The organism is Pseudomonas gingeri (genome assembly GCF_013385635.1).
In the GTDB taxonomy this organism is placed as follows: domain Bacteria; phylum Pseudomonadota; class Gammaproteobacteria; order Pseudomonadales; family Pseudomonadaceae; genus Aquipseudomonas; species Aquipseudomonas gingeri_A.
In genome coordinates this window covers 132,929-156,288 of the sequence record NZ_JACAPR010000006.1, presented here as the reverse complement: position 1 = coordinate 156,288, position 23,360 = coordinate 132,929, and the positions used below count along the sequence as shown (strand labels likewise).

Sequence of the window (23,360 nt, the reverse complement as noted above, 5' to 3'; positions counted from 1 at the left end):
GCGAGATTTAGCTACTCAAGGCCGGCAACGTATCAGAACCGATGGAACCTGGCAGGCGAATTTCCACGGCAACCGGTAAATGGTCGGAAATCGGCTGGGCGAGGACCTGGACCCGCTCCAGGGTCAGGGTAGGACTGAGCAAAATATGATCAAGGCAGCGCTGTGGGCGCCAACTGGGAAAGGTCGCCTCGACCTGTGGTGCGATCAGCCCCAGGTCACGCAGGGGCGAGTGTTGCAGCAGGTCACTGGCGTGGGTGTTCATGTCGCCCATCAACACCTGGTGCCTGAAGCCGCCGATCAGCTCGCGGATATACGCCAGTTGCCGGGTCCGCGTACGGGCGCCCAGCGCCAGGTGCATCATGACCACCACCAGCGCGTCCGGACCTTCGCCGAAACGCACGAGGATGGCCCCGCGACCGGCAGGACCGGGCAGCGGGTGATCCTCGATCGCCCAGGGGCGCAGGCGGCTGAGCACGCCGTTGCTGTGCTGGGCCAGGCGGCCGAGATTGCGATTGAGCTGCTGGTACCAGTAGGGAAAGGCCCCGAGCTGGGCCAGGTGCTCGACCTGGTTGATGTAGCCCGAACGCAGGCTGCCGCCATCGGCTTCCTGCAAGGCCACCAAGTCGAAATCGCCGAGCAGGCCGCCGATCTTCTGCAGATTGTCGGCCCGCCCGGGGTGCGGCAGCAGGTGCTGCCAACCACGGGTCAGGTAATGCCGGTAACGCTGGGTACTGATACCGACCTGGATATTGAAACTGAGCAGCCTCAGGCGGTTGTCCGCCGGCAGGCCGCTGGCTTCCAGATGGTGTTCGTTGACCTTCGGCTCATGCAGGCCAACGATGCGTTCCGAACCCCAGCGAGCCATGGCCGGGCGCCTTACTTGGCGGCTGTCGCGCCGGCCGCCCGCTCTTTGGCGATCAGCTGATCGGCCACGTTCAGCGCGGCTTCCGGACCACCAGCGGTGCCGAGGTCGAAGCGGTACTTGCCGTTGACGATCATGGTCGGTACGCCGCTGACTTCATACTTCTTGGCCAGTTCGGTGACCTGGACGATCTTGCCCTTGATGGCGAAGGAGTTGAAGGTGGCCAGGAACTTGTCCTTGTCCACGCCCTGGGTGGCGACGAAATCGGCCATTTCCGCAGGGTCGAGCAGCTTCTTGTGCTCTTTCTGGATGGCGTTGAAAACCGCGGCATGCACCTTGTGCTCGACACCCATGGCTTCCAGGGTCAGGAACAGCTGGCCGTGGGCATTCCACGGGCCGCCGAACATGGCGGGGATGCGCACGAAGTGCACGTCCGCCGGCAGCTTCTCGACCCATGGATTGATGGTCGGTTCAAAAGCGTAGCAATGCGGGCAGCCGTACCAGAACAGCTCGACCACTTCGATCTTGCCGGGCTCCGAAATCGGCACCGGGTTCTTCAGCTCCACATAGGTCTCACCGGGTTTCAACGGTACGTCGGCTGCCTGGGCCGTCATGCCGAACAGGCTGGCGGTGACGAGTGCGGCGCTGAGGATCAGATTACGCATGCTTTACTCCTGGACATTAAGACGTCGCTTCCGTCGCGACCTGTATTTCAGACAGACCGAGCGGGCTCTTAGTTCGTTAGTGTAACGGCAGCGGCCACAAAAAAGGGCGGCCAAGGCCACCCTTTTATCGTTGCAGCGAAGGATTAATCGATCATTAACGCGGGGAAAGGTTTGCCTCTTTCACCCGCTCGTCCGATTGCACCTCAGTGCAGGCCCTGCACATAGCTGGAGACGGCCTCGATATCCTTGTTGCTCAGCTTCGCGGCAATGCTCTGCATGATCTTGGCATCGCCGTCGTTGGTACGCACGCCTTCGCGGAAATCGGTCAGTTGCTTGGCGACGTATTGCGCGTGCTGTCCGCCCAGGTGCGGGAAGCCGGCGGCAGCATTGCCCACGCCGTTGGGCGAGTGGCAACCGGTGCAGGACGGCATGCCCTCGGCCAGGTTACCGCCACGGAACAACGCCTCGCCGCGAGCCACGACCTTCGGATCGGCGGCACCGACGCTGCCTTTCTGGCTGGAGAAGTAGGCGGCGATGTCGGCAATGTCCTGGTCACTGAGGTTGGTCAGCAGGCCGGTCATCTCCAGGACGGTGCGCTTGCCCGACTTAATGTCGTGCATCTGCTTGTCCAGGTAACGCTCACCCTGGCCCGCCAGTTTTGGAAAGTTGGGCGCCAGGCTGTTGCCATCAGGACCATGGCAGGCACCACACACAGCGGTTTTTGCCTGACCGGCAGCGGCGTCGCCTGCGGCATGGGCGAGGCCGGTGATCCCCAGGGTCAACAGCAGACTCACGATCAATTTGTTCATCAGCTAATCCAACTACGGCTAAGGGTTAAGAGTTATGGACCGGGCTTACTCGCTCATCCAGTGGATGATGCTTCGGTAATCCTCGGCACTGCAGTCCATGCACAAACCACGCGGCGGCATCGCCTTGAAACCCTGAGTCACGTGTTGCACCAGCACATCCATGCCTTGGGCCATTCTTGGCTTCCAGGCGGCCTGATCGCCCTTCTGCGGGGCCATCGGCAACTGTCCGGCATGACAGGCGCTGCAAACACGGTTGTACACGGCTTCCGGATCCTGTGTAGCCTGAGCGCCGTAAAGCGGCATCAAGACACCGACAACGAGCAGCCATCTAGTCATGAAACGACCTTTTCAGGGTTGGGAACGTGCCGCGTTCTATTGCGCAGCCTGGGTCAATCGTCCCCGTGTTCTTCATCCTACGTTGGGACAAAGCGCACACAAAATCTGCGGCATTATATACTGGCGCTACTGAAACGGAAACGACACAGCTTGTCGCGCCTCCCCGGCACCGCCCACATCGGAAATCCCATGCAACTCAAGAACCCCATTCTCGGCCTGTGCCAACAGTCCACCTTCATGCTCAGCGCGGCCAAAGTCGACCAGTGTCCGGACGACGAAGGCTTTGAAGTGGCCTTCGCCGGCCGTTCCAATGCCGGCAAGTCCAGCGCGCTGAACACCCTGACCCATGCCAGCCTGGCGCGTACCTCGAAAACCCCGGGACGCACACAGCTGTTGAACTTCTTCAAGCTAGACGATGATCGCCGTCTGGTCGACCTGCCGGGCTACGGTTATGCAAAAGTACCCATTCCGCTCAAGCAGCACTGGCAGCGTCACCTGGAAGCCTACCTGGGCAGCCGCGAGAGCCTGAAGGGCCTGATCCTGATGATGGACATCCGTCATCCAATGACCGACTTCGACTTGCTGATGCTCGACTGGGCGATTGCCAGCGGCATGCCGATGCACATCCTGCTGACCAAGGCGGACAAGCTGACCTATGGCGCGGCGAAGAACACCCTGCTCAAGGTCCAGGCGGAAATCCGCAAGGGCTGGGGCGACGCGGTGACCATCCAGTTGTTCTCCGCGCCCAAGCGCATGGGCCTGGAAGAAGCCTACACTGTGCTGGCGGACTGGATGGAACTGGCGGACAAGGGCAGCGAAGGGCAGGCCGAATAGCCATTGTTGAAGCCGGCTTGCCGGCTTCCGCGCAAAAAAAACCCCGGACTTCGTATGGGGAGGGGAAGTTCGGGGTCCAAGTTCCGGACCGCTAGGGCGGGGTCCAGAATATCTGCCAACACTTAACACAACATAGGAGCATCGAAGGGCTTCACCAGCCATTCAGTAACTCTGAGTCCGGTTTCACTCATTTAGTTCCGAGCCGCTTCAAAAACTATTTGGCATAGCACCCGAACATTTCAGAACTAATGGCCTTTCGATGCCGTTTCCGTAGGAGCCGGCTTGCTGGCGATGGCGTCCGGATGGGCGCAGCAAGCCTCAAGGGCCTCATCGCCGGCAAGCCGGCTCCTACAGATGAGCGCGGCGCATCCGGGCTCAGTGCGCCTCGTCCCAGTTGTTACCCACCCCGACCTCCACCAGCAACGGTACATCCAGCTGCACCGCGCCGCTCATGTGCTCGCGGATCCTCTCGCTGACCTCGGCCACCAGGTCCTCACGCACCTCGAGCACCAGTTCGTCGTGCACCTGGAGAATGACCTTGGCGTCCAGGCCCGAACTGGCCAGCCAGTTGTCGACCTTGACCATCGCTTTCTTGATGATGTCCGCCGCGGTGCCCTGCATCGGCGCGTTGATCGCCGTACGCTCGGCGGCCGCGCGCTCCTGGGGCCGGTTGGAATGGATATCCGGCAGGTACAACCGGCGGCCGAACAGGGTCTCGACGTAGCCCTGTTCCGACGCCTGGCCGCGGGTGCGTTCCATATACTCGCGAACGCCGGGGTAACGGGCGAAGTAGACATCGATATAGGCCTTGGCGGTCTTGGTGTCGACGCCGATGTCCTTGCCCAGCTTCTGCGCCCCCATACCGTAGATGAGACCGAAGTTGATCGCCTTGGCGCTGCGCCGCTGGTCGGAAGTGACCTCGCCCAGCTCGACCTTGAACACCTCGGCCGCCGTGGCCGTGTGCACGTCGAGGTTGTCACGGAAGGCATTGAGCAGGCCTTCGTCCTTCGACAGGTGGGCCATGATCCGCAGCTCGATCTGCGAGTAGTCCGCCGCCAGCAGCTTGTAGCCCTTGGGCGCGACAAACGCCTGGCGGATGCGCCGCCCTTCGGCGGTGCGCACGGGAATGTTCTGCAGGTTCGGATCGCTGGAGGACAGGCGCCCGGTGGCGGCCACGGCCTGGTGATAGGAGGTGTGGATACGCCCGGTACGCGGGTTGATCTGTTCCGGCAGGCGATCGGTGTAGGTGCTCTTGAGCTTGCTCATGGAGCGGTACTGCATCAGCACCTTGGGCAGCGGATAGTCGTCTTCGGCCAGCTTGGCGAGGACTTCCTCGGCGGTGGAGGCCTGGCCCTTGCCGGTCTTCTTCAGCACCGGAAGGCCGAGTTTCTCGTAGAGGATGACCCCCAGTTGCTTGGGCGAACCGAGATTGAACTCTTCGCCGGCGATCTCGAACGCCTGGCGCTCCAGCTCGACCATCTTGTTGCCCAGCTCGATGCTCTGGACACCCAGCAGGTCCTTGTCCACGAGCGCACCCTGGCGCTCGATCCGGGCCAGCACCGGCACCAGCGGGATCTCGATATCGCTGAGCACGCTGGCCAGGCTCGGAATGGCGGCTAGTTGCTCATGCAGCACCTGGTGCAGGCGCAGGGTCACGTCGGCGTCTTCCGCCGCATAATGGCCCGCCTGTTCGAGGGGGATCTGGTCGAAGGTCAGTTGCTTGGCGCCCTTGCCGGCGATGTCCTGGAAGCTGACGGTGTCATGTTCGAGGTACTTCTTCGCGAGGCTGTCCATGTCGTGACGGGTCGCGGTGGAGTTCAGCACATAGGATTCGAGCATGGTGTCGAAGGCAATGCCGCGCACGGTGATGCCCTGCGCCTGATCGCCGCCGATGGCGCAATTGGCGAGGATATTCATGTCGTACTTGGCGTGCTGGCCGACCTTGAGTTTGTCCGGGTCTTCCAGCAGCGGTTTCAGCGCCAGCAACACGCTGTCACGATCCAGTTGCTGCGGTACGCCGATATAGGAATGGGTCAGCGGGATATAGGCCGCTTCGTTGGCCTTCACGGCAAAGGACAGCCCGACCAGCTGCGCCTGCTGGGCATCGATCCCGGTGGTTTCGGTATCGAAGGCGAACAGCTTGGCGTCCTTGAGCTTCTGCAGCCAGGCCTCGAAGCGCGCCTGGTCGAGGATGGTCTCGTACTGCGGCTCGCTGGCAACCGGCTCCGGTGCTTCGACCGGCTCCCCGGCCACCGGTTCGGAAGCTGCCGGGGCGACCTCGGCGACGGCCTGCAGCTCGGCGCGCCTGGCTTCGCGCTGCAACTCATCGATCCAGCTCTTGAACTCCAGCGTGGCATACAGCTCGGCCAGCTTTTCCCGGTCCGGCTCGCCCAGATGCAGGTCATCCAGGCCGATATCCAGCGGCACATCGATCTTGATCGTCGCCAGCCGGTAGGACAGGAAGGCCATCTCCTCGTGTTCGAGCAGCTTGGCCGGCAGGGTCTTCGCCCCGCGGATAGGCAGGGTCGGTACCAGGTCGAGGTTGGCGTAGAGCTCTTTGAGGCCACCGTTGACCCCCACCAGCAGGGCCACGGCAGTCTTCTCGCCCACACCCTTGACCCCGGGAATGTTGTCGGAAGAATCACCCATCAGCGCCAGCAGGTCGATGATCTGCTCGGGAGCGACGCCAAACTTCGTCTTCACGCCAGCCACGTCCATGGACGTTTCGTTCATGGTGTTGACCAGGGTAATGTGCCCGTCGACCAACTGCGCCATGTCCTTGTCGCCGGTGGAAATCACCACCGGGCGATCCGCCGCCGCGCTGCTGCGGGCGAGTGTGCCGATCACATCGTCGGCCTCCACGCCTTCCACGCACAGCAACGGGAAGCCCATGGCGCGCACGCTGGCATGCAACGGTTCGATCTGCACGCGCATGTCATCGGGCATGCTCGGCCGGTTGGCCTTGTAGTCGGCGTACATCTCGTCGCGAAAGGTCCCGCCCTTGGCATCGAAGACCACGGCAAACGGGCTGTCCGGGTACTGCTTGCGCAAGCTGCGGAGCATGTTCAGGACGCCCTTCACCGCGCCGGTCGGCAGACCTTTGGAAGTGGTGAGCGGCGGCATCGCGTGAAACGCGCGGTAGAGGTACGAAGAACCGTCCACCAGGACGAGAGGGGCTTTGCTCATGAGCACGATCAACCTTTTCGGCGGGTCCGGCGCTAGAATAGCGGGACCGTTGACGACAAAGGGACAAGGTTATCATGAGCACGCTCAATCGCCTGTTGTTGGCCGGCCTGTTTGCAATCACTCCGTTGGCGGCCATTGCCGCGGATGACGCACCCTCGGCCGATCCAGAAGTAACCATTCGCACGGAAGGCGATAAAGTCATCCAGGAATACCGGCAAAATGGCTTTCTGTACGCCATCAAGGTCACCCCCAAGGGTGCCCCGCCTTACTTCCTGGTGCGCGCCGACGGAAGTGATGCAAACTTTATCCGCTCGGACCAGCCGGATATGCTGATTCCGTCATGGAAGATCTTCGAATGGAAATAGCCCTTTAACCTTGATCGGCGCCGGCTCGATTCGCGGCGCCCGTACTGGCAGTTCTAACCATGTCTGTGTTCACCCCCCTGGCTCGGCCCGAGCTGGAAACCTTTCTCGCCCCTTATGGGCTCGGTCGCTTGCTCGATTTCCAGGGAATTGCCGCCGGTAGCGAAAACACCAATTTCTTTATCAGCCTGGAGAAGGGCGAGTACGTCCTGACCCTGGTGGAGCGCGGACCGGTCCAGGAAATGCCGTTCTTCATCGACCTGCTGGACGTGCTCCATGGCGCCGACCTGCCGGTGCCCTACGCCCTGCGTACCACCGACGGCCAGGCCCTGCGCGAACTGGCCGGCAAGCCGGCGCTGCTGCAACCGCGCCTGGCCGGCAAGCACATCAAGCAGGCCAATGCCCAGCATTGCGCGCAGGTGGGCGAACTGCTCGGCCACCTGCACCTGGCGACCCGCGACAAGATCCTCGAACGCCGGACCGATCGCGGTCTGGACTGGATGCTCGAAGAGGGCGGCCAGTTCATGTCGCACCTGAGCGCCGAACCCCAGGCCCTGCTGCAGGCGGCACTGGACGAGATCAGCCAGCGCAAGACGCAGATCCTGGCCTTGCCACGGGCGAATATCCACGCCGACCTGTTTCGCGACAACGCGATGTTCGAAGGCACGCACCTGACCGGCCTGATCGACTTCTACAACGCCTGCTCCGGGCCGATGCTGTATGACGTGGCTATTGCCTTGAACGACTGGTGCTCGGATGACGCCGGCCAGATCGACGGCCAACGGGCGCGGGCACTGCTGGGAGCTTATGCCGGCCTGCGACCCTTTACCGCGGCCGAGGCCGAATTGTGGCCGACCCTGCTGCGGGTGGCCTGCGTGCGGTTCTGGCTGTCACGCCTGATCGCCGCCGAGTCCTTTGCCGGGCAGGACGTGCTGATTCATGATCCGATGGAGTTCCAGCTGCGCCTGGCGCAGCGGCAGAAGATCAGCACGCCGCTGCCGTTTGCCCTGTAAAACCGTCCCCCTTGCCAACGATGGCGGCCGATCAGACGACGCAAGGCTCCAGGGCCTCATCGCTGGCAAGCCAGCTCCTACAGGGAGTTGTGGTGAACACCGGTTTGGCGGACGACACAAGCCTCCTGTAGGAGCCGGCTTGCCGGCGATGGCGGCCGATCAGACGACGCAAGCCTCCAGGGCCCCATCGCTGGCAAGCCAGCTCCTACAGGGAGTTGTGGTGAACACCGGTTTGGCGGACGACACAAGCCTCCTGTAGGAGCCGGCTTGCCGGCGATGGCGGCCGGTCGGGCGATGCAGGACTCAAGGGCCTCATCGCTGGCAAGCCCTACAGGGATTCCAGGCAGCCCGCCAGGTCATTGCCGAGCTTCTCCAGCACCTGTTCATAACCATGAGCCGCCGCGGGGGTGTAGCCGCCCAGGGCATCCAGTTCCGCCAGTTTCACCGGCAGGCCGGACACCAGTGTCTCGGCCAGGCGTGGGCGCAACGGCGGCTCGCTGAACACACAGGTCTTGCCGACTTCCTGCAGGCGCGTGCGCATTGCCGCGACATGCTGGGCGCCCGGCTGCACTTCGGCGGCCACGCTGAACACGCCGGTGTGCTTGAGCCCGTAGGCATCTTCGAAGTAATCGAAAGCCTCGTGGAAAACGAAGTACGGCTTGTTGGCAACGCCGGCCAGGCGCGCTTTCAGGCGGGCATCCAGTGCATCCAGGCGACCGTCGAAAGCCTCGACATTGTGCTGGTAGCGCTGGGCGTTGGCCGGATCGGCCTTGCTCAGGTCGGCGGCCATGCGCGCGGCGATCACCCGGGCATTGACCGTCGACAGCCACAGGTGCGCATCCAGCGAGCCCGGACGGTGGTCGTGATCGTGCTCATCGGCGTCTTCGGCATGGGAATGGCTGTCTTCGGCGAAGCGGCGCAACTTCATGCCCGGCAGGTCCTGCACCGCCACGGTCGGCAGGCTGCGGCCCTTGAGTACCCGTGGCAGGAAGCTTTCCATGTCCGGACCGATCCAGTAGAGCAGATCCACCGACTGCACCTTGCGCACATCGGAAGGCCGCAGCGCATAGTTGTGCGGCGAAGCCCCCGGCGGCAGCAGCACCTCGGGCGTGTCCACACCGTCCTGCACCGCGGCGGCGATCAGTTGCAGGGGCTTGATGCTGGTCAGGACGTTGACCTGGGCCTGGACAGGGCCGATCACGAACAAACCGGCGCTTAAAGCGACAAAAAAGGTAAAAAGACGGGACACGATGGGCACTCAAGGCGGCAGGAACAGGTAACATAATAACGTCTCTCACAACAATCGTCGCCGCTCACATGCCTAAAACACCCCTTGCCAGTCGTCCCCACGATCACTCTCACTGCGTGCACAGCGCGCTGTCCGAGGCCGATGCCCTGTGCGCGCGGCAAGGCCTGCGCCTGACCGCCCTGCGGCGGCGGGTGCTGGAACTGGTGTGGCAGAGCCACAAGCCGCTGGGCGCCTACGACATCCTCGCCGTGCTCAGCGAGCAGGACGGCCGCCGCGCCGCGCCGCCGACGGTCTATCGGGCGCTGGACTTCCTGCTGGACAACGGCCTGGTCCACCGCATCGCCTCGCTCAACGCCTTTGTCGGCTGCAACAACCCGGAACACGCCCACCAGGGTCAGTTCCTGATCTGTCGCAGCTGCCACGCGGCCATCGAGCTCGAACAGAAGGCCATCAGCGACGCGATTGTCCAGGGCGCCAAGGATGTCGGCTTCGTCGTCGAGGCGCAGACCGTCGAAGTGGTCGGGCTCTGCTCGGGTTGCCAGGGGGCCTGATGAGCACTGCGCTGATTCGCCTTGAGCAGGTGGGCGTGACCTTTGCCGGGCAGAACGTGCTCGACAACATTCACCTGAGCGTCGAGCCCCGGCAGATCGTCACCCTGATCGGCCCCAACGGCGCGGGCAAGACCACCCTGGTACGCGCCGTGCTCGGCCTGCTCAAGCCGGAGCGTGGCAGTGTCTGGCGCAAGCCGAAGCTGCGGGTCGGCTACATGCCGCAGAAGCTGCACGTCGACCCGACCCTGCCGCTGTCGGTGCTGCGCTTCCTGCGCCTGGTACCGGGTGTCGATCGCGCCCGGGCGATGGCGGCCCTGGGCGAAGTCGGTGCCGAACAGGTGATCGACAGCCCGGTGCAAAGCATCTCCGGCGGAGAAATGCAGCGCGTGCTGCTGGCCCGGGCGCTGTTGCGCGAACCCGAGCTGCTGGTGCTCGACGAGCCGGTGCAGGGCGTCGACGTCGCCGGCCAGGCCGAGCTCTACAGTCTGATCACCCGGTTGCGCGACCGCCACGGCTGCGGCGTGCTGATGGTTTCCCACGACCTGCACCTGGTGATGAGCACCACCGACCAGGTGGTCTGCCTCAACCGCCATGTCTGCTGCTCCGGGCACCCCGAGCAGGTCAGCGGCGACCCGGCCTTCGTCGAGTTGTTCGGCAAGAACGCGCAGAGCCTGGCGATCTATCACCACCATCACGACCACGCCCATGACCTGCATGGCGCGGTGGTCAGCGAAGAGGCCCCGGCGGCCCACGCCCACGTTCACGGAGATAGCTGCAAGCATGGCTGATTTTCTGCTCTACGCCCTGCTCGCAGGCTTGGCCCTGGCGCTGGTGGCGGGCCCGCTGGGCTCGTTCGTGGTCTGGCGGCGCATGGCCTACTTCGGCGACACCCTGTCCCACGCCGCCCTGCTCGGCGTGGCCCTGGGCTTTCTGCTGGATGTCAGCCCGACCCTCGCCGTGACCGTCGGCTGCCTGCTGCTGGCGGTGCTGCTGGTGACCCTGCAACAGCGCCAGCCGCTGGCGTCCGACACGCTGCTGGGGATTCTCGCCCCGAGCACGCTGTCCCTCGGACTGGTGGTCCTGAGCTTCATGCACGAAGTGCGCATCGACCTGATGGCCTACCTGTTCGGCGACCTGCTGGCGATCAGCAGCACCGACCTGGCCTGGATCCTCGGCGGTAGCGCGGCGGTGCTGGTGTTGCTGGTCAGCCTCTGGCGGCCGCTGCTGGCGATCACCGTGCACGAAGAACTGGCAACGGTCGAAGGCCTGCCGGTGGCGACCCTGCGCATGGCGCTGATGCTGCTGATCGCCGTGGTGATCGCGGTGGCGATGAAGATCGTCGGCGTGCTGTTGATCACCTCGCTGCTGATCATTCCGGCGGCGGCGGCCCAGCGTCATGCCCGTTCGCCGGAACAGATGGCCCTCGGCGCCAGCGTCCTGGGGATGCTCGCGGTGTGCGGCGGGCTGGCGCTTTCCTGGTTCAAGGACACCCCCGCCGGCCCGTCGATCGTGGTCACCGCCGCCGGGTTGTTTCTGCTGAGTTTTGTCCTGCCACGCAGAGGGGTGTAGACTTGCTCGTTTTTTGCGCAATTAGAGAGTCGCAGGAATGAAGCTGTCCGCCTCCCGTTATCTGCTCCTTGTCGCATTTTCCCTGCTGTTGGGTGCCTGCCAAAGCACCCCGCCGGCCGATACCGCAGTGCCCGATGCCCGGGCCACGGCGATTGCCGCGCTGGAGCAGAGCATCAACAGCAACGAACTGGCCACCGCCGAAGATCAACTGGCCGCCTTGCAGGCACAGTCCGCGGACGACCCGCAGCTCGTGCCCTACCAGCGGCAACTGGCCGAAGCCTATCTGCAACGCAGCCAGATCGTGCTGCAGAAGGGTGACGTCAACGCCGCGGCCACCGCCCTGAGTCGTGCCCGGGCCCTGATGCCCAAGGCCCCGGCCCTGACCGGTGGCGTCAACGGTGCCATTGCCCAGGCCCGCAAGGTCGAGCTGGACAAGGCCGAAGCCGCCCTCAAGGCCGCCGAAGCCAAGCCGGCTGCCCGACTGATCGATCCCAGCGCCGAAAGCAGCACCATCGCCCTGAACATCCAGGACATCGCACAACTGCGCAAACAGATGGATGCGCTGGCGGCGGACGTGGTGAATTACCAGTGCACGGTCACCTTCCAGGTCCCGCGCACCCTGGATTATCCATGGCTGGCGACCTTGCTGGAGAAACGGGTGAAGAAACTCGACCCGGCCTTTGCCCTGCAGATGGACAAGCAGATCGACCGGCAGGTGCAGGCCCAGGTGGTCTTGACTCCGCGCAAGCCGTAGCACCGCCATCGCCAGCAAGCCGGCTCCCACAGAGGATGATGATCGCCCGTGACGCTGTGGGAGCGGGCTTGCCCGCGAAGCTTGATCGTTCCCACGCTCCAGCGTGGGAATGCAGCCGGTGACGCTCTGCGTCACAAGAGCGGACGCGGAGCGTCCATGGCGGCGTTACCACGCGGAGCGTGGGAACGATCATGTGGGAGCTGGGCGGCATTCCGACGAAGAGGCCCCTGAGCCCCGCACCGCCGCGCTCAAGCCGGCACCGCCTTGGCCCTTTCCTCCCGCTCCCAGACCCGATGCTGGGCCAGCGCCGCCACAAAGACCTTCAGCGCCTTGGCATCGCTACCGACGATCAACCCCGCATCCGCCTGCAAATGCAGCACCTCCAGCAACTGTTTCGCCTCACCGTGCAGGACAATCGCCTTCAGGTGCTTGTACGCCTCCAGCACGTAGTGCAAGGCCACGCCGTTGCCGGCGAGCGCCTTGACCGAGGCCTCGCCACCCGGCACGTAGACCCCATCGAAGGCCACTGACGGCAAGCCCTCCATCGAACCGTCCACCGCCAGGCTCTTGCCATCGGCCGTGGTCACCGGGGCCGAGGTCGGCCCGAGCAGCCGGGCATGGGCGCCCTCTGCCGCGAGCAGCTTCTTCAGCGCTACGATCGCCGCACCATCGACGCCGTTGGCCGCCAGGATCGCCACTTTGCGCGTCTTGATGTTCCCCGGCAGCAGGTTCGCCTGGCTCAGCGCCGGCGACCGCGCCAGATCCGTCTTGCGCGGCGCCACGCTGGCGGTTTTCGGCGCCGGCAAACCGAGGTTGGCGGCGACGCGCCCGGCCAGTTCCAGGTCGATATTGGCCAGGATCTCGTTGACCTGACGAGCACGGATGGTTTCCCGCTCGACCTTGCCCAGCTCGAAGCTGTAGGCGGCAATGATGTGTTCCTTCTCATGGCGGCTCATGCTGTTGAAGAACAGCCGCGCCTGGGAGAAGTGATCGCCGAAGGACTCGCTGCGCTGGCGGATCCTGGTCGCGTCGATACGCTCGGGATAACTCTCGAAACCGCCCTCGCGGGCAGCGGGCGGGGTTTCCTTCGGCCAGCCGCCATCGATCGAATTGGGCTCATAGGCAGCCCGCCCCTTGTCGATCACCGTGCGGTGCTGGGCATCGCGCTGGCTGCTGTGGAAAGGCGCCACGGGCCGGTTGATCGGGATCTCATGGAAGTTCGGCCCGCCCAAGCGGCTGATCTGCGTATCGGTATAGGAAAACAGCCGGCCTTGCAGCAGCGGGTCGTTGGAAAAGTCGATCCCCGGCACGATGTGCCCGGGACAGAACGCGACCTGCTCGGTCTCGGCGAAGAAACTGTCCGGATTGCGGTTGAGCACCATCTTGCCCAGCGGTGTGATGGGCACCAGTTCCTCGGGGACCAGCTTGGTCGGGTCGAGGATATCGAAGTCGAACCTGTGCTCGTCCTCCTCGGCAATGATCTGCACACCGAACTCCCACTCGGGGTAGTCGCCGCTCTCGATCGACTCCCAGAGGTCGCGGCGGTGGAAATCGGTGTCCTTGCCCGCCAGCTTCTGCGCTTCGTCCCACACCAGCGAACAAGTGCCGACCGTGGGGCGCCAGTGAAACTTGACGAAATTCGAACGGCCCTCGGCATTGATCAGGCGGAAAGTGTGTACGCCAAAACCCTGCATGGCCCGCAGGCTCTTCGGAATCGCCCGGTCGGACATGACCCAGATCACCATGTGCGCCGACTCCGGCACCAGCGAGACGAAATCCCAGAAAGTGTCGTGGGCCGAGCCGCCCGTGGGCATTTCGTTGTGGGGTTCGGGTTTCACCGCGTGGACGAAGTCGGGAAACTTGATCGCATCCTGGATGAAGAACACCGGCATATTGTTGCCGACCAGGTCGAAGTTGCCCTCATCGGTGAAGAATTTCACCGCAAAACCGCGCACGTCGCGCACCGTATCGCCGGAACCGCGCGGCCCCTGGACCGTGGAGAAACGCACGAAGACCGGCGTCTTGACCGCGGGGTCCTGGAGAAAGCCGGCCTTGGTCAGCGCACCATGGTTCGCGTAGCTCTGGAAGTAACCATGGGCGGCCGTACCCCGGGCATGAACGATGCGTTCCGGAATCCGCTCATGGTCAAAATGCGTGATCTTTTCACGCATGATGAAGTCTTCCAGCAGGGAGGGCCCGCGCGCGCCGGCCTTGAGGGTGTTCTGGTTATCGGCGACCTTCACCCCCTGGTTGGTGCGCAACGCCTGGCCGGTGGCGTCCGAGCGGAAGGGCTCCAGGCTGTCGAGCTTGCCGTTGCTGTTGCCGCGATCCAGGGTATCGGTTCCCGCCAGCTGGCTCTTTGCGGCCGCGCGCTGGGTTGCAGGGGTTTTCTTGGTACTCATCAGACAGACTCCTCGTTTGCAGTCGCCCGGTCATGCCGGACAATGGGGCAAGATTCGAGTTGCCTTAGGAGTGACTGTCGATGATTTGCGCCGTTCCTTTTTTCTGACCATTGATCGCGTTATTGCCAAATGACAGGTTGAATGCGAAATAAATGCTAATCGCCTCTATACGGACAGGCTAAAATGCGCGCCCGGCTAACCGCTGACCTATTTCCATTGCGCCCCACAAGGTTCGCTACGTGATCGAGTTTCATAACGTCCATAAAACCTACCGGGTCGCCGGTAAGGATATTCCCGCCCTGCATTCGACGAGCCTGCGTGTCGAGGATGGCCAGGTATTCGGCCTGATCGGTCATTCCGGCGCGGGTAAAAGTACCCTGCTGCGCCTGATCAACCGCCTGGAAGCGCCCAGCGGCGGGACGATCACGGTGGACGGCGAGGAAGTCACCGCCCTCGACGCCGGCGGCCTGCGACGCTTCCGCCAGCAGGTCGGGATGATCTTCCAGCACTTCAACCTGCTGGCCTCCAAGACCGTCGCCGACAACGTCGCGCTGCCGCTGACCCTGGCCGGTGAACTGTCCCGTCGGGAAATCGACCAGCGCGTCGCCGAGCTGCTGCAGCGCGTCGGTCTGTCCGACCATGCGAAGAAATACCCGGCCCAGCTGTCCGGCGGCCAGAAGCAGCGCGTCGGCATTGCCCGCGCCCTGGCGACCAAGCCGAAGATCCTGCTGTGCGACGAGGCCACCAGTGCCCTCGACCCACAAACCACCGCATCGGTCCTGCAACTGCTGGCCGAGATCAACCGTGAACTGAAACTGACCATCGTGCTGATCACCCATGAGATGGATGTGATCCGTCGGGTCTGCGACGTGGTCGGCGTGATGGACGCCGGCGTGATCGTCGAGCAGGGGCCGGTGGCGCAGGTGTTCCTGCACCCCAAGCACCCGACCACCCGGCGCTTCGTGCAGGAAGACGAACAGATCGACGAAGGCGAGCAGCGTGACGACTTCGCCCACGTGCCGGGCCGTATCGTGCGCCTGACTTTCCAGGGCGACGCCACCTACGCGCCGCTGCTGGGCACCATCGCCCGTGAAACCGGCGTGGACTACAGCATCCTCGCCGGCCGCATCGACCGCATCAAGGACACCCCTTATGGGCAACTGACGCTCGCCATCACCGGCGGCGACATGGACGCAGCGTTCGCCAGCTTCATCGCGGCGGACGTCCATATGGAGGTATTGCGCTGATGGATCTTTTTCTGGGCTTTTTCGCCAATATCGACTGGGCGGATATCTGGGAGGCCACCGGCGACACCATGATGATGCTCGGCGGCTCGCTGCTGTTCACCGTGCTGCTCGGCCTGCCGCTGGGCGTGCTGCTGTTCCTGTGCAGCCCGCGCCAGTTGCTGGAGCACAAGGCGACCTATGGGGCGCTGGCCTTCGTGGTCAACGTGGTGCGTTCGCTGCCGTTCATCATCCTGCTGATCGTGCTGATCCCCACCACCGTGTTCCTCACCGGCACCTCGCTGGGCGTGGCCGGCGCCATCCCGCCATTGGTGATCGGTGCCGCGCCGTTCTTCGCTCGTTTGGTGGAAACCGCGCTGCGGGAAGTCGATCGCGGCATTATCGAAGCCACCCAGGCCATGGGGGCGACCACCCGCCAGATCGTCTTCAATGCCCTGTTGCCGGAAGCCCGCCCGGGCATCCTGGCGGCGATCACCGTGACCACCATCACCCTGGTGGGCTATACCGCCATGGCCGGCGTGGTCGGTGCCGGCGGCCTCGGCGACCTGGCGATCCGCTATGGTTATCAGCGTTTCCAGAACGATGTCATGCTGGTGACCGTGGTCATGCTGGTGGTCCTGGTGCAGGTACTGCAGACCATCGGTGACAAGCTGGTGGCACGCTTCTCCCGGAAATAACTGCTGCAAAACAACACGCTTTCGCAACCGAGAATCAGCTGGCTTCGAGCCGGCAGGTGCCCGCTCCGGGCACCTCACATGGAGTCGTAAGATGAAAAAACTGCTTGCTGCCTTTGCCGCCGTCGCGGCGTTCTCCGCCCATGCCGCCGAGACCCTGACCGTTGCCGCCACCCCGGTGCCCCACGCGGAAATCCTTGAATTCATCAAGCCGACGCTGGCCAAGGAAGGCGTGGACCTGAAGGTCAAGGTTTTCACCGATTACGTGCAGCCGAACGTGCAAGTGGCCGAGAAGCGCCTGGATGCCAACTTCTTCCAGCACCAGCCGTACCTCGATGAATTCAACAAGGCCAAGGGCACCCACCTGATCAGTCTTGCCCCTGTGCACGTGGAGCCGCTGGGCGCCTACTCCAGCAAGTACAAGAAACTCGCGGACCTGCCGGGCGGCGCCAACGTGGTGATCCCGAACGACGCCACCAACGGCGGTCGTGCGCTATTGCTGCTGCAGAAAGCCGGTCTGATCAAGTTGAAGGAACCCACCAATATCCTGTCGACGCCGAAAGACATCGTCGAAAACAGCAAGGACCTGAAGATCCGCGAACTGGAAGCCGCGACCCTGCCGCGCGTGCTGACTCAGGTCGACCTGGCGCTGATCAACACCAACTACGCCCTGGAGGCCAAGCTCGATCCGTCCAAGGACGCTCTGTTCATCGAGGGTTCGGACTCGCCGTACGTGAATATCCTGGTGGGTCGCGAGGACGACAAGGATTCGGACGCCATGAAGAAACTGGTCGCGGCGCTGCACAGTCCTGAAGTAAAAGCCTTCATCCTCGAGAAGTACAAGGGTGCGATCGTTCCGGCGTTCTAAACAACGCACGGATACCCGGCCGAACACAACACCCTGTAGGAGCCGGCTTGCCGGCGATGAGGCCCGTGAGGACGCCATGATCGTTCTCACGCGCAGCAAAGAATGCAGTCCGTGACGCTCTGCGTCACAACAGCGGACGCGGAGCGTCCTGAGAGGCGTTACCACGCGGAGCGTGGGAACGATCAGCGTCACTCAGGCACTCCAGCAGGCAATCCAGTGCCGGCTGGCGCTGGGCGCGGCGCAATACCGCGATCAGCTGGCGTTCGAAGGTCAGCTCACCCAGCTCGATCACCCGCAACTGATCCGCCCGCTGCTGCCATAGCCCGGCCCTGGGCACCAGCGACACTCCCAGCCCGCACTCCACCATCCGCGCAATCGCCTCGATCTCGTCCAGTTCCAGCACATCGCGCACCTGGATCCGCTGTTCCCGCAGAAACTGACTGACCAGCCGACCACCGAACGAACCCCGGTCATAACGTACGAACGGCTGCTCGGCGAGCAGTTGCAGCGGGTCGTCGCCCGGCAGTTGCAACGGCGCGATCAGCACAAAGGCTTCGCTGGCCAGCGGGATCGCCAGCAATTCCTTGGGCAACTCGAAGGGCGGCTTGATCAGCAGTGCCAGGTCCAGTTCCCCGGCGTCGACCTGGCTCAACAGATTGAGGGAAACCCCGGGCACCAGCTTCAGGTCGACCCGTGGCGCCGCCCGCCGGAACCTCGGCAAGGCCTGGGGCAGCAGGCCGGTCTGGACCGTGGCGATGGCACCGATGCGCAGCTCGCCCTGCCATTCCGCCGCGGCGGTGGGCAAGGCCATCGCGCCATACAGCGCAAGGATCTGCTCGGCCAGCGGCAGGGCATGGCGTCCGGCGGCATTCAGCACCGCCGCGCGGCCACTGCGGTCGAACAGGCGTACGCCCAGGTGCTGCTCCAGCACCCGCATCTGTGCGCTGACCGCCGACTGGGTCAAGCCGAGCTGCTGCCCGGCCGCGACAAAGGTGCCTTCCCGGGACACGCGGATAAAGGTCTTGAGTTCACGCAGCATCAGACTCACTCAACAGAATAATTGTCTCTCGACGGCAAGAATATGCGCTTTTCAGCAAAATAATCATCGCTAGACTGAAAGCTCATTTCCTGTCTCCGGTATCCGCCATGGCGCTCTCTCCCTTTCATCTGGCAATCCCCGTCCATGACCTGGCTGCGGCCCGGCATTTCTACGGCGATGTATTCGGCTGTCCGGAAGGACGCAGCAGCGACCATTGGGTGGACTTCGATTTCTTCGGCCACCAGTTGGTGATCCACCACCAGGCCAGGAGTGCTGCCCAGGAACAGGCACTGAGCAACCCGGTAGACGGCCACGACGTGCCGGTGCCGCATTTCGGCGTGGTGCTGGAGTGGGACGCGTGGGAAGCCCTGGCCGAACGGCTGAAGGCCCGGGACACACGGTTCGTGATCGAACCCTATGTGCGTTTCAAGGGGCAGGTGGGCGAGCAGGCGACCATGTTCCTGTTCGACCCGTGCGGCAATGCGCTGGAATTCAAGGCGTTCAAGGATATCGGGCAGATGTTCGCCAAGTGATCAGCCGAGGCCTTTAGGGCCCTTTCGCGGGCAAGCCCGCTCCTACAATGTTCGGGTTGTCCTGGATATTGCGGGCGCCTGAAGCCTCTGTGGGAGGGGGCTTGTCGGATCGCCGCACCGCCGCGAAGCTTTTGAAGCGGACGCAGAGCGTCCAAAGAGGCATTCCCACGCAGAGCGTGGGAACGATCGAGCATGCGGAGCGTGGGAACGATCGAACAGCTACTGGCGCTTGAGCAGCTCCGGCAACTGCGCCACCAGTTTCTGGTTGTTCAACGGCGCACGGATAAAGCCGCGCTGGCTGCCATCGGGCCCGACAATCGCCAGGTTGCCGCTGTGATCCACGGTGTAGTTCGGCTTGCTGGTATCCGCCGGGATAAACGGGATGCTCACCGCGTTCGCCAGCTTCTGCAGGTCCTCGATGGACGACGCCGTCAGCCCCTTGAACTCGGGGTCGAAGTAACCCAGGTACTGCTTGAGCTGCTTGGGATTGTCCCGGTTGGGGTCGACGCTGACCAGGACGATCTGCAGCTTGCCGACGATGTCCTTGGGCAGTTCGCTCTTGATCTGGCGCAACTGGGCGAGGGTGGTCGGGCAGATGTCCGGGCAGAAGGTGTAGCCGAAGAACAGCATCGTCCACTTGTCCTTCAACTGGTTGACCTGCACCGGCTGGCCGTCCTGGTCGGTCATCTTCACATCCGGCAGCGAACGGCTTTGCGGCAGCAGGATAATCCCCGCATCGATCATCGCCGTGGGATCGCCCTGGCCCTTGCCACTCAGGACCTTGTTGACCGTCAGCCCCAGGACCAGGGCCACCAGCGCGACGAGAATAAAGACGGTTTTCTGGGTTCGAGTCATAGATTCAACAATAGGTAGTGATCGACGAGCAGCGCGATAAACAGCAGGAACAAGTAGTAGATAGAGTACTTGAAGGTGTTGATCGCCGCATGCGGCTGGATGCCACGGTACAGCACCCACGCCCATTGCAGGAAGCGCGCGCCGAGGCCCAGGGCGCAGAGCAGGTAGAGCACGCCGCTCATGTGGATCACGAACGGCAGCAGGCTGACCGCCAACAGGGCAAAGGTGTACAGCAGGATATGCACCTTGGTGTATTGCTCGCCGTGGGTCACCGGCAGCATCGGGATATCGGCCTTGGCGTATTCCTCCTTGCGATGGATCGCCAGGGCCCAGAAATGCGGCGGGGTCCAGGCGAAGATGATCAGCACCAGCAACAGCGGCTCGGCGCTCACATGCCCGGTGGCCGCGACCCAGCCCAGCAACGGCGGTGCCGCCCCGGCCAGGCCGCCGATCACGATGTTCTGCGGCGTGGCGCGCTTGAGGAAACCGGTGTAGATCACCGCGTAGCCGAGCAGCGAGGCCAGGGTCAGCCAGGCCGTCAGCGGATTGGTGAACGCCAGCAGCACGGCCTGCCCGAGCACCGCCAGCAGCAGGGCGAAGGTCAGCGCCGCCAGCGGCGATACCCGTCCTTCGGCAAGCGGCCGCTTGTGGGTCCGCGCCATGACCGCGTCGATGCGCCGGTCCACCACATGGTTGACCACCGCCGCGCCGCCCGCGCACAGGCCGATGCCCAGGTTGCCGAACACCAGCACTGTCCAGGGTACGCCGGCACGGGTCGCGAGAAACATGCCGACCAGCGAGGTGATCAGCATCAACACCACCACCTTGGGCTTGGTCAGCTCCAGGTAGTCGCGCCAGATCGCCTGGCGGTGACGCTCACTGACTACAGTCGCCATGGCATTTCTCCTTTTATTGTTATCGGACCGTGGGCGGGTTTGCGCGGGCTGAGCCGCCAGCGTACGGGCGCCTGTTGCCGGACCCGGACCAGGGCGGTCCGCGCGTGGTAGTTGATCAGCACCAGGGTCAGCAGCAGGGCGGCGCCGCCAGCGTTGTGGGCCACGGCCACCGGCAGTGGCAAATGGAAGTAGACGTTGCTCAGGCCCAGGCTGATCTGCGCCGCCAGGGCGATCAGCAGCAGCCCGGCCAGCCGGGTCATGCCCACCACCCGCAATTGCCAGGCCAGCCCGAGCAGCACCAGGGTCACCAGCAGGGCGCCGACACGATGAGTCAGGTGAATCGCCGTGCGGGCATCGCTGTCCAACTGGCCGCCAAGGTAATTCGGGCCGATATGCTGGGTCAGGTGGAAGCCGTTGGCGAAGTCCGCCTGCGGCCACCATTGGCCGTGGCAGGTCGGCAGGTCGATGCAGGCCACGGCGGCATAGTTGGAACTGACCCAACCGCCCAGGGCGATCTGCAGGATCACCAGCAGCAACCCGGCCGTCGCCCAGCGCTGCAACCGGCGCGGCACGGCCAGGGCCGGCAGTACGCCGGACAGGCGCAGGGTCAGCAGGAACAACAGGCTCAAGGTGGCAAAGCCGCCCAGCAGATGCCCGGTCACCACCTGCGGCCAGAGCTTGAGAGTAACCGTCCACATGCCGAACGCGGCCTGGGCGAACACCACCGCGAGGAGGAACAGCGGCAACTTCAGCGGCTGCCCCTCGCGCCGCCGCTCCATCCAGGAGCGGGCCGCCAGCACGACGATCAGCAGCCCGAGGGTCCCGGCGAAATAGCGGTGGATCATCTCGTTCCAGCCCTTGTGGGCCTCGACCGGCGTATCGGGGAAGTGCAGCTCGGCATGGGCCAGCTGGGCCTCGCTCTTGGGCACGCTGATAAAGCCGTAGCAGCCCGGCCAGTCCGGACAGCCGAGGCCGGCATGGGTCAGGCGGGTATAGGCGCCGAGCAGCACGACGATCAGTGCCAGCAGGGTGGCGAACAAGGCGAGGCGAAATCCAGGTTTGGCCATGACGATGCCCTTATCCGATATTCGACAGTTTCAGCAACTGGCGCAGGTCGTTGAGCAAGTCCTTGCCCTTGACCCGGGCGTCGTAGCGCAGCACCAGGTTGCCGTGGGGATCGATGATCCACAGCTGCGGCGCGCCATTGCCACGGGCTTCCCGGGTGTAGGCGGGAAGGTCGAGCGGGTAGCGTTGCAGTTGCGGGTATTCGCGTTGCAGCTTGGCGGCATAGTCGCTGTCCAGCGGTTGCGCGGTCGCCAGGGCGTGGCTGGCGCGGGAAGCGTCACGGCCCAGGCCGATCTGGATCTGCCGCGCCAGGTAGACCAGTTGCTGGCAATCCACCGAGCACTCCTGGGGCGCCGTCACCAGCATCTGCCAGCGTTGCTCGTCGGCCTGCACGCCGAGGTCGGCACGGCCCTGGCCATTGCCGATCAGCTCGCCGTGATAACTGCGGCTCTCCGGTACCCAGAACTGCAGCTTGTACATGCCGGTGGCCAGGATCATCGGGCCGATGACCATCAGCACGATCAGGATCAACTGCCAGCGCCCGCGGGCGCGTCCCCCCGGCTGCCGGGCTTCAGCTGTGTTGAGTCGATTCATGGCCGCTCCCATGGTGTTTCTCCCTTGCGTTATGCCATCCGAGGTAGAGGTAAAGGCCGAACAGCGCCAGGGCCATGGCGAACCACTGCACGGCATAGGCGAGGTGTTTCTCCGGGCCCATGCCTTCGGCCACCACCGGCCAGCCGGTTTCATAAGCACCGGGCCCGGGCTCCTGGCGCAGCTCGTAGGCGAAGCCTTCACGACCCAGTTCCGTCCACAGCTTGCCGGGCTCGATCGTCGTCACCACGCGCGGCCAGGGTGCGTTCAGCGGGTCGGCATGGAGCTGGAAGGTGGCGCCCGGGGCGACATAGACCCAGGCGTCGATATTCAACGGTTGCCCGGGCGTCGCGAAGACCGGCGGCGTGCGCCGTTCCGGCCAGGGCAGCCAGCCACGGTTGACCAGCAACCAGAGCCCGCTGGCCTGGTCGTGGAAGGGTTGGATCAGCTCGACGCCGACCTGGCCATTGCGCACGCGGTTGTCCAGCAGGTAGCTGTGTTCGGCATCGAACTGGCCGCGCAGTTGCACACGGCGAAAAGCCGGATCGGCGCTGCCCTTCAACTGCTCGCCACTCAGCGGCTCGGCCGTGCGGCGCTGGGCATAACTCTCCAGCAGCACGCGCTTCTGCTCGCCCCGGCCCAACTGCCAGAAACCCAGCAGCACCAGCAGCGGCAGCAACACCAGCACCACCAGGGTCGGTGCCACGCCGGGACGAAAGCGCCTCACGACGGCACCTGATGGGCAGGAATTGGACTCGCTATACTCAAGTACACGCGCATCTCCCCCGGAGTCTCACCATGCTCAAAGCGGCGATTGTCCTGATGCTGATAGCCACGGTTGTCAGCCTGTTCAGCGGCCTGTTTTTCCTGGTCAAGGACCACGGACCGTCGCATCGCCTGCTCACCGCGCTGACGGTTCGCGTCAGTCTGGCCGTGGTCACCCTCGCGTTGATCACCTGGGGTTTCTACAGCGGCCAGCTGGTTCCTGGCGGCGCCGGCTAGG

The 23,360-nt window shown here is 64.0% G+C and carries 25 protein-coding genes; 12 read left to right on the top strand and 13 right to left on the bottom strand.

Annotated features, from left to right (window positions below):
* Positions 1-7 precede the first annotated feature (7 nt).
* The 4 genes from HX851_RS05155 to HX851_RS05140 form a co-directional block, all read right to left on the bottom strand.
* Complete coding sequence (locus tag HX851_RS05155) at positions 8-865, bottom strand: endonuclease/exonuclease/phosphatase family protein (protein WP_177065215.1); 858 nt, start codon at positions 863-865, stop codon at positions 8-10.
* Between the two features lie 11 nt (positions 866-876).
* Positions 877-1,527 (bottom strand): thiol:disulfide interchange protein DsbA/DsbL, encoded by a 651-nt coding sequence (locus tag HX851_RS05150; RefSeq protein ID WP_017129198.1) that lies wholly within the window; start codon positions 1,525-1,527, stop codon positions 877-879.
* Between the two features lie 203 nt (positions 1,528-1,730).
* A complete protein-coding gene (locus HX851_RS05145; RefSeq protein ID WP_177062088.1) occupies positions 1,731-2,336 on the bottom strand; it encodes a c-type cytochrome in 606 nt (201 codons plus the stop codon).
* 45 nt (positions 2,337-2,381) lie between these two features.
* Positions 2,382-2,672 carry a c-type cytochrome gene (locus HX851_RS05140; protein WP_177062086.1) on the bottom strand — a complete coding sequence of 97 codons (291 nt, stop codon included), beginning with the start codon at positions 2,670-2,672 and terminating at the stop codon, positions 2,382-2,384.
* Positions 2,673-2,861: 189 nt separating this feature from the next.
* Between HX851_RS05140 and yihA the strand changes: the two genes are divergently transcribed.
* Positions 2,862-3,506 carry a ribosome biogenesis GTP-binding protein YihA/YsxC gene (gene yihA / locus HX851_RS05135; RefSeq protein WP_177062084.1) on the top strand — a complete coding sequence of 215 codons (645 nt, stop codon included), beginning with the start codon at positions 2,862-2,864 and terminating at the stop codon, positions 3,504-3,506.
* A gap of 375 nt (positions 3,507-3,881) precedes the next feature.
* Here yihA and polA read toward each other — a convergent pair whose 3' ends face one another.
* Positions 3,882-6,692 carry a DNA polymerase I gene (polA, locus tag HX851_RS05130; RefSeq protein ID WP_177062082.1) on the bottom strand — a complete coding sequence of 937 codons (2,811 nt, stop codon included), beginning with the start codon at positions 6,690-6,692 and terminating at the stop codon, positions 3,882-3,884.
* Between the two features lie 74 nt (positions 6,693-6,766).
* Here polA and HX851_RS05125 point away from each other — a divergent pair, with 74 nt between their 5' ends.
* Positions 6,767-7,057 (top strand): DUF2782 domain-containing protein, encoded by a 291-nt coding sequence (locus HX851_RS05125; RefSeq protein ID WP_177062080.1) that lies wholly within the window; start codon positions 6,767-6,769, stop codon positions 7,055-7,057.
* Positions 7,058-7,116: 59 nt separating this feature from the next.
* Positions 7,117-8,067 carry a homoserine kinase gene (locus tag HX851_RS05120; protein WP_177062078.1) on the top strand — a complete coding sequence of 317 codons (951 nt, stop codon included), beginning with the start codon at positions 7,117-7,119 and terminating at the stop codon, positions 8,065-8,067.
* Positions 8,068-8,395: 328 nt separating this feature from the next.
* Here HX851_RS05120 and HX851_RS05115 read toward each other — a convergent pair whose 3' ends face one another.
* Positions 8,396-9,325 carry a zinc ABC transporter substrate-binding protein gene (locus tag HX851_RS05115; RefSeq protein ID WP_177062076.1) on the bottom strand — a complete coding sequence of 310 codons (930 nt, stop codon included), beginning with the start codon at positions 9,323-9,325 and terminating at the stop codon, positions 8,396-8,398.
* A 59-nt stretch (positions 9,326-9,384) separates the two neighbouring features.
* On the opposite strand from HX851_RS05115, the gene zur reads away from it, so the two are divergent.
* The 4 genes from zur to HX851_RS05095 are packed head-to-tail and all read left to right on the top strand — an operon-like array spanning position 9,385 to position 12,190.
* Entirely contained in the window at positions 9,385-9,867 is a 483-nt protein-coding gene (zur, locus tag HX851_RS05110) for a zinc uptake transcriptional repressor Zur (RefSeq protein WP_177062067.1), read from the top strand.
* Positions 9,867-10,655 carry a zinc ABC transporter ATP-binding protein ZnuC gene (gene znuC, locus HX851_RS05105; protein ID WP_177065213.1) on the top strand — a complete coding sequence of 263 codons (789 nt, stop codon included), beginning with the start codon at positions 9,867-9,869 and terminating at the stop codon, positions 10,653-10,655. The genes zur and znuC overlap by 1 nt, the downstream gene beginning before the upstream one ends.
* A complete protein-coding gene (gene znuB / locus HX851_RS05100; RefSeq protein WP_017129208.1) occupies positions 10,648-11,436 on the top strand; it encodes a zinc ABC transporter permease subunit ZnuB in 789 nt (262 codons plus the stop codon). The genes znuC and znuB overlap by 8 nt, the downstream gene beginning before the upstream one ends.
* Before the next feature lie 37 nt (positions 11,437-11,473).
* Complete coding sequence (locus HX851_RS05095; protein WP_177062062.1) at positions 11,474-12,190, top strand: PA5502 family lipoprotein; 717 nt, start codon at positions 11,474-11,476, stop codon at positions 12,188-12,190.
* A 248-nt stretch (positions 12,191-12,438) separates the two neighbouring features.
* On the opposite strand, the gene katE is transcribed toward HX851_RS05095, so the two are convergent.
* Positions 12,439-14,592, bottom strand: coding sequence for a catalase HPII (katE, locus tag HX851_RS05090; RefSeq protein WP_177065211.1), 2,154 nt, complete (start codon positions 14,590-14,592; stop codon positions 12,439-12,441).
* 239 nt (positions 14,593-14,831) lie between these two features.
* Here katE and HX851_RS05085 point away from each other — a divergent pair, with 239 nt between their 5' ends.
* From HX851_RS05085 to HX851_RS05075, 3 genes are all read left to right on the top strand, one after another.
* A complete protein-coding gene (locus tag HX851_RS05085; protein WP_177065210.1) occupies positions 14,832-15,839 on the top strand; it encodes a methionine ABC transporter ATP-binding protein in 1,008 nt (335 codons plus the stop codon).
* Positions 15,839-16,513: a methionine ABC transporter permease gene (locus HX851_RS05080; protein WP_177062056.1), complete on the top strand. Its 675-nt coding sequence runs from the start codon at positions 15,839-15,841 to the stop codon at positions 16,511-16,513. Before HX851_RS05085 ends, HX851_RS05080 begins: the two co-directional genes overlap by 1 nt.
* A 91-nt stretch (positions 16,514-16,604) precedes the next feature.
* On the top strand, positions 16,605-17,378 hold the full coding sequence (locus HX851_RS05075) for a MetQ/NlpA family ABC transporter substrate-binding protein (RefSeq protein ID WP_177062055.1): 774 nt from the start codon (positions 16,605-16,607) through the stop codon (positions 17,376-17,378).
* Between the two features lie 124 nt (positions 17,379-17,502).
* Here HX851_RS05075 and HX851_RS05070 read toward each other — a convergent pair whose 3' ends face one another.
* Positions 17,503-18,417 (bottom strand): LysR family transcriptional regulator, encoded by a 915-nt coding sequence (locus HX851_RS05070; RefSeq protein ID WP_256262800.1) that lies wholly within the window; start codon positions 18,415-18,417, stop codon positions 17,503-17,505.
* Positions 18,418-18,524: 107 nt separating this feature from the next.
* Here HX851_RS05070 and HX851_RS05065 point away from each other — a divergent pair, with 107 nt between their 5' ends.
* The gene (locus HX851_RS05065; RefSeq protein WP_177062053.1) at positions 18,525-18,950 is read left to right on the top strand and encodes a VOC family protein; all 426 of its coding nucleotides are present in this window, start codon (positions 18,525-18,527) and stop codon (positions 18,948-18,950) included.
* Positions 18,951-19,169: 219 nt separating this feature from the next.
* Here the strand turns inward: HX851_RS05065 and HX851_RS05060 are convergent, their stop codons facing one another.
* The 5 genes from HX851_RS05060 to HX851_RS05040 are packed head-to-tail and all read right to left on the bottom strand — an operon-like array spanning position 19,170 to position 23,084.
* A complete protein-coding gene (locus HX851_RS05060; RefSeq protein ID WP_017129215.1) occupies positions 19,170-19,805 on the bottom strand; it encodes an SCO family protein in 636 nt (211 codons plus the stop codon).
* Complete coding sequence (gene cyoE, locus HX851_RS05055; protein ID WP_177062051.1) at positions 19,802-20,701, bottom strand: heme o synthase; 900 nt, start codon at positions 20,699-20,701, stop codon at positions 19,802-19,804. The genes HX851_RS05060 and cyoE overlap by 4 nt, the downstream gene beginning before the upstream one ends.
* Positions 20,689-21,768 carry a COX15/CtaA family protein gene (locus tag HX851_RS05050; protein ID WP_177062049.1) on the bottom strand — a complete coding sequence of 360 codons (1,080 nt, stop codon included), beginning with the start codon at positions 21,766-21,768 and terminating at the stop codon, positions 20,689-20,691. The genes cyoE and HX851_RS05050 overlap by 13 nt, the downstream gene beginning before the upstream one ends.
* Positions 21,769-21,778: 10 nt before the next feature.
* Complete coding sequence (locus HX851_RS05045) at positions 21,779-22,372, bottom strand: PA_0111/PP_0108 family redox-active disulfide protein (RefSeq protein WP_042936994.1); 594 nt, start codon at positions 22,370-22,372, stop codon at positions 21,779-21,781.
* Complete coding sequence (locus HX851_RS05040) at positions 22,338-23,084, bottom strand: SURF1 family protein (RefSeq protein WP_177062047.1); 747 nt, start codon at positions 23,082-23,084, stop codon at positions 22,338-22,340. Before HX851_RS05040 ends, HX851_RS05045 begins: the two co-directional genes overlap by 35 nt.
* A 71-nt stretch (positions 23,085-23,155) precedes the next feature.
* On the opposite strand from HX851_RS05040, the gene HX851_RS05035 reads away from it, so the two are divergent.
* Positions 23,156-23,359, top strand: coding sequence for a twin transmembrane helix small protein (locus tag HX851_RS05035; protein WP_177062045.1), 204 nt, complete (start codon positions 23,156-23,158; stop codon positions 23,357-23,359).
* Position 23,360 lies beyond the last annotated feature (1 nt).

Coding starts and splice junctions, on each gene's coding strand:
- HX851_RS05155 (WP_177065215.1), bottom strand. CDS start 865: ATGGCTCGCTGGGGTTCGGAACGCATCGTTGGCCTGCATGAGCCGAAG.
- HX851_RS05150 (WP_017129198.1), bottom strand. CDS start 1,527: ATGCGTAATCTGATCCTCAGCGCCGCACTCGTCACCGCCAGCCTGTTC.
- HX851_RS05145 (WP_177062088.1), bottom strand. CDS start 2,336: ATGAACAAATTGATCGTGAGTCTGCTGTTGACCCTGGGGATCACCGGC.
- HX851_RS05140 (WP_177062086.1), bottom strand. CDS start 2,672: ATGACTAGATGGCTGCTCGTTGTCGGTGTCTTGATGCCGCTTTACGGC.
- yihA (WP_177062084.1), top strand. CDS start 2,862: ATGCAACTCAAGAACCCCATTCTCGGCCTGTGCCAACAGTCCACCTTC.
- polA (WP_177062082.1), bottom strand. CDS start 6,692: ATGAGCAAAGCCCCTCTCGTCCTGGTGGACGGTTCTTCGTACCTCTAC.
- HX851_RS05125 (WP_177062080.1), top strand. CDS start 6,767: ATGAGCACGCTCAATCGCCTGTTGTTGGCCGGCCTGTTTGCAATCACT.
- HX851_RS05120 (WP_177062078.1), top strand. CDS start 7,117: ATGTCTGTGTTCACCCCCCTGGCTCGGCCCGAGCTGGAAACCTTTCTC.
- zur (WP_177062067.1), top strand. CDS start 9,385: ATGCCTAAAACACCCCTTGCCAGTCGTCCCCACGATCACTCTCACTGC.
- znuC (WP_177065213.1), top strand. CDS start 9,867: ATGAGCACTGCGCTGATTCGCCTTGAGCAGGTGGGCGTGACCTTTGCC.
- znuB (WP_017129208.1), top strand. CDS start 10,648: ATGGCTGATTTTCTGCTCTACGCCCTGCTCGCAGGCTTGGCCCTGGCG.
- HX851_RS05095 (WP_177062062.1), top strand. CDS start 11,474: ATGAAGCTGTCCGCCTCCCGTTATCTGCTCCTTGTCGCATTTTCCCTG.
- katE (WP_177065211.1), bottom strand. CDS start 14,592: ATGAGTACCAAGAAAACCCCTGCAACCCAGCGCGCGGCCGCAAAGAGC.
- HX851_RS05080 (WP_177062056.1), top strand. CDS start 15,839: ATGGATCTTTTTCTGGGCTTTTTCGCCAATATCGACTGGGCGGATATC.
- HX851_RS05075 (WP_177062055.1), top strand. CDS start 16,605: ATGAAAAAACTGCTTGCTGCCTTTGCCGCCGTCGCGGCGTTCTCCGCC.
- HX851_RS05070 (WP_256262800.1), bottom strand. CDS start 18,417: ATGCTGCGTGAACTCAAGACCTTTATCCGCGTGTCCCGGGAAGGCACC.
- HX851_RS05065 (WP_177062053.1), top strand. CDS start 18,525: ATGGCGCTCTCTCCCTTTCATCTGGCAATCCCCGTCCATGACCTGGCT.
- HX851_RS05060 (WP_017129215.1), bottom strand. CDS start 19,805: ATGACTCGAACCCAGAAAACCGTCTTTATTCTCGTCGCGCTGGTGGCC.
- cyoE (WP_177062051.1), bottom strand. CDS start 20,701: ATGGCGACTGTAGTCAGTGAGCGTCACCGCCAGGCGATCTGGCGCGAC.
- HX851_RS05050 (WP_177062049.1), bottom strand. CDS start 21,768: ATGGCCAAACCTGGATTTCGCCTCGCCTTGTTCGCCACCCTGCTGGCA.
- HX851_RS05045 (WP_042936994.1), bottom strand. CDS start 22,372: ATGGGAGCGGCCATGAATCGACTCAACACAGCTGAAGCCCGGCAGCCG.
- HX851_RS05035 (WP_177062045.1), top strand. CDS start 23,156: ATGCTCAAAGCGGCGATTGTCCTGATGCTGATAGCCACGGTTGTCAGC.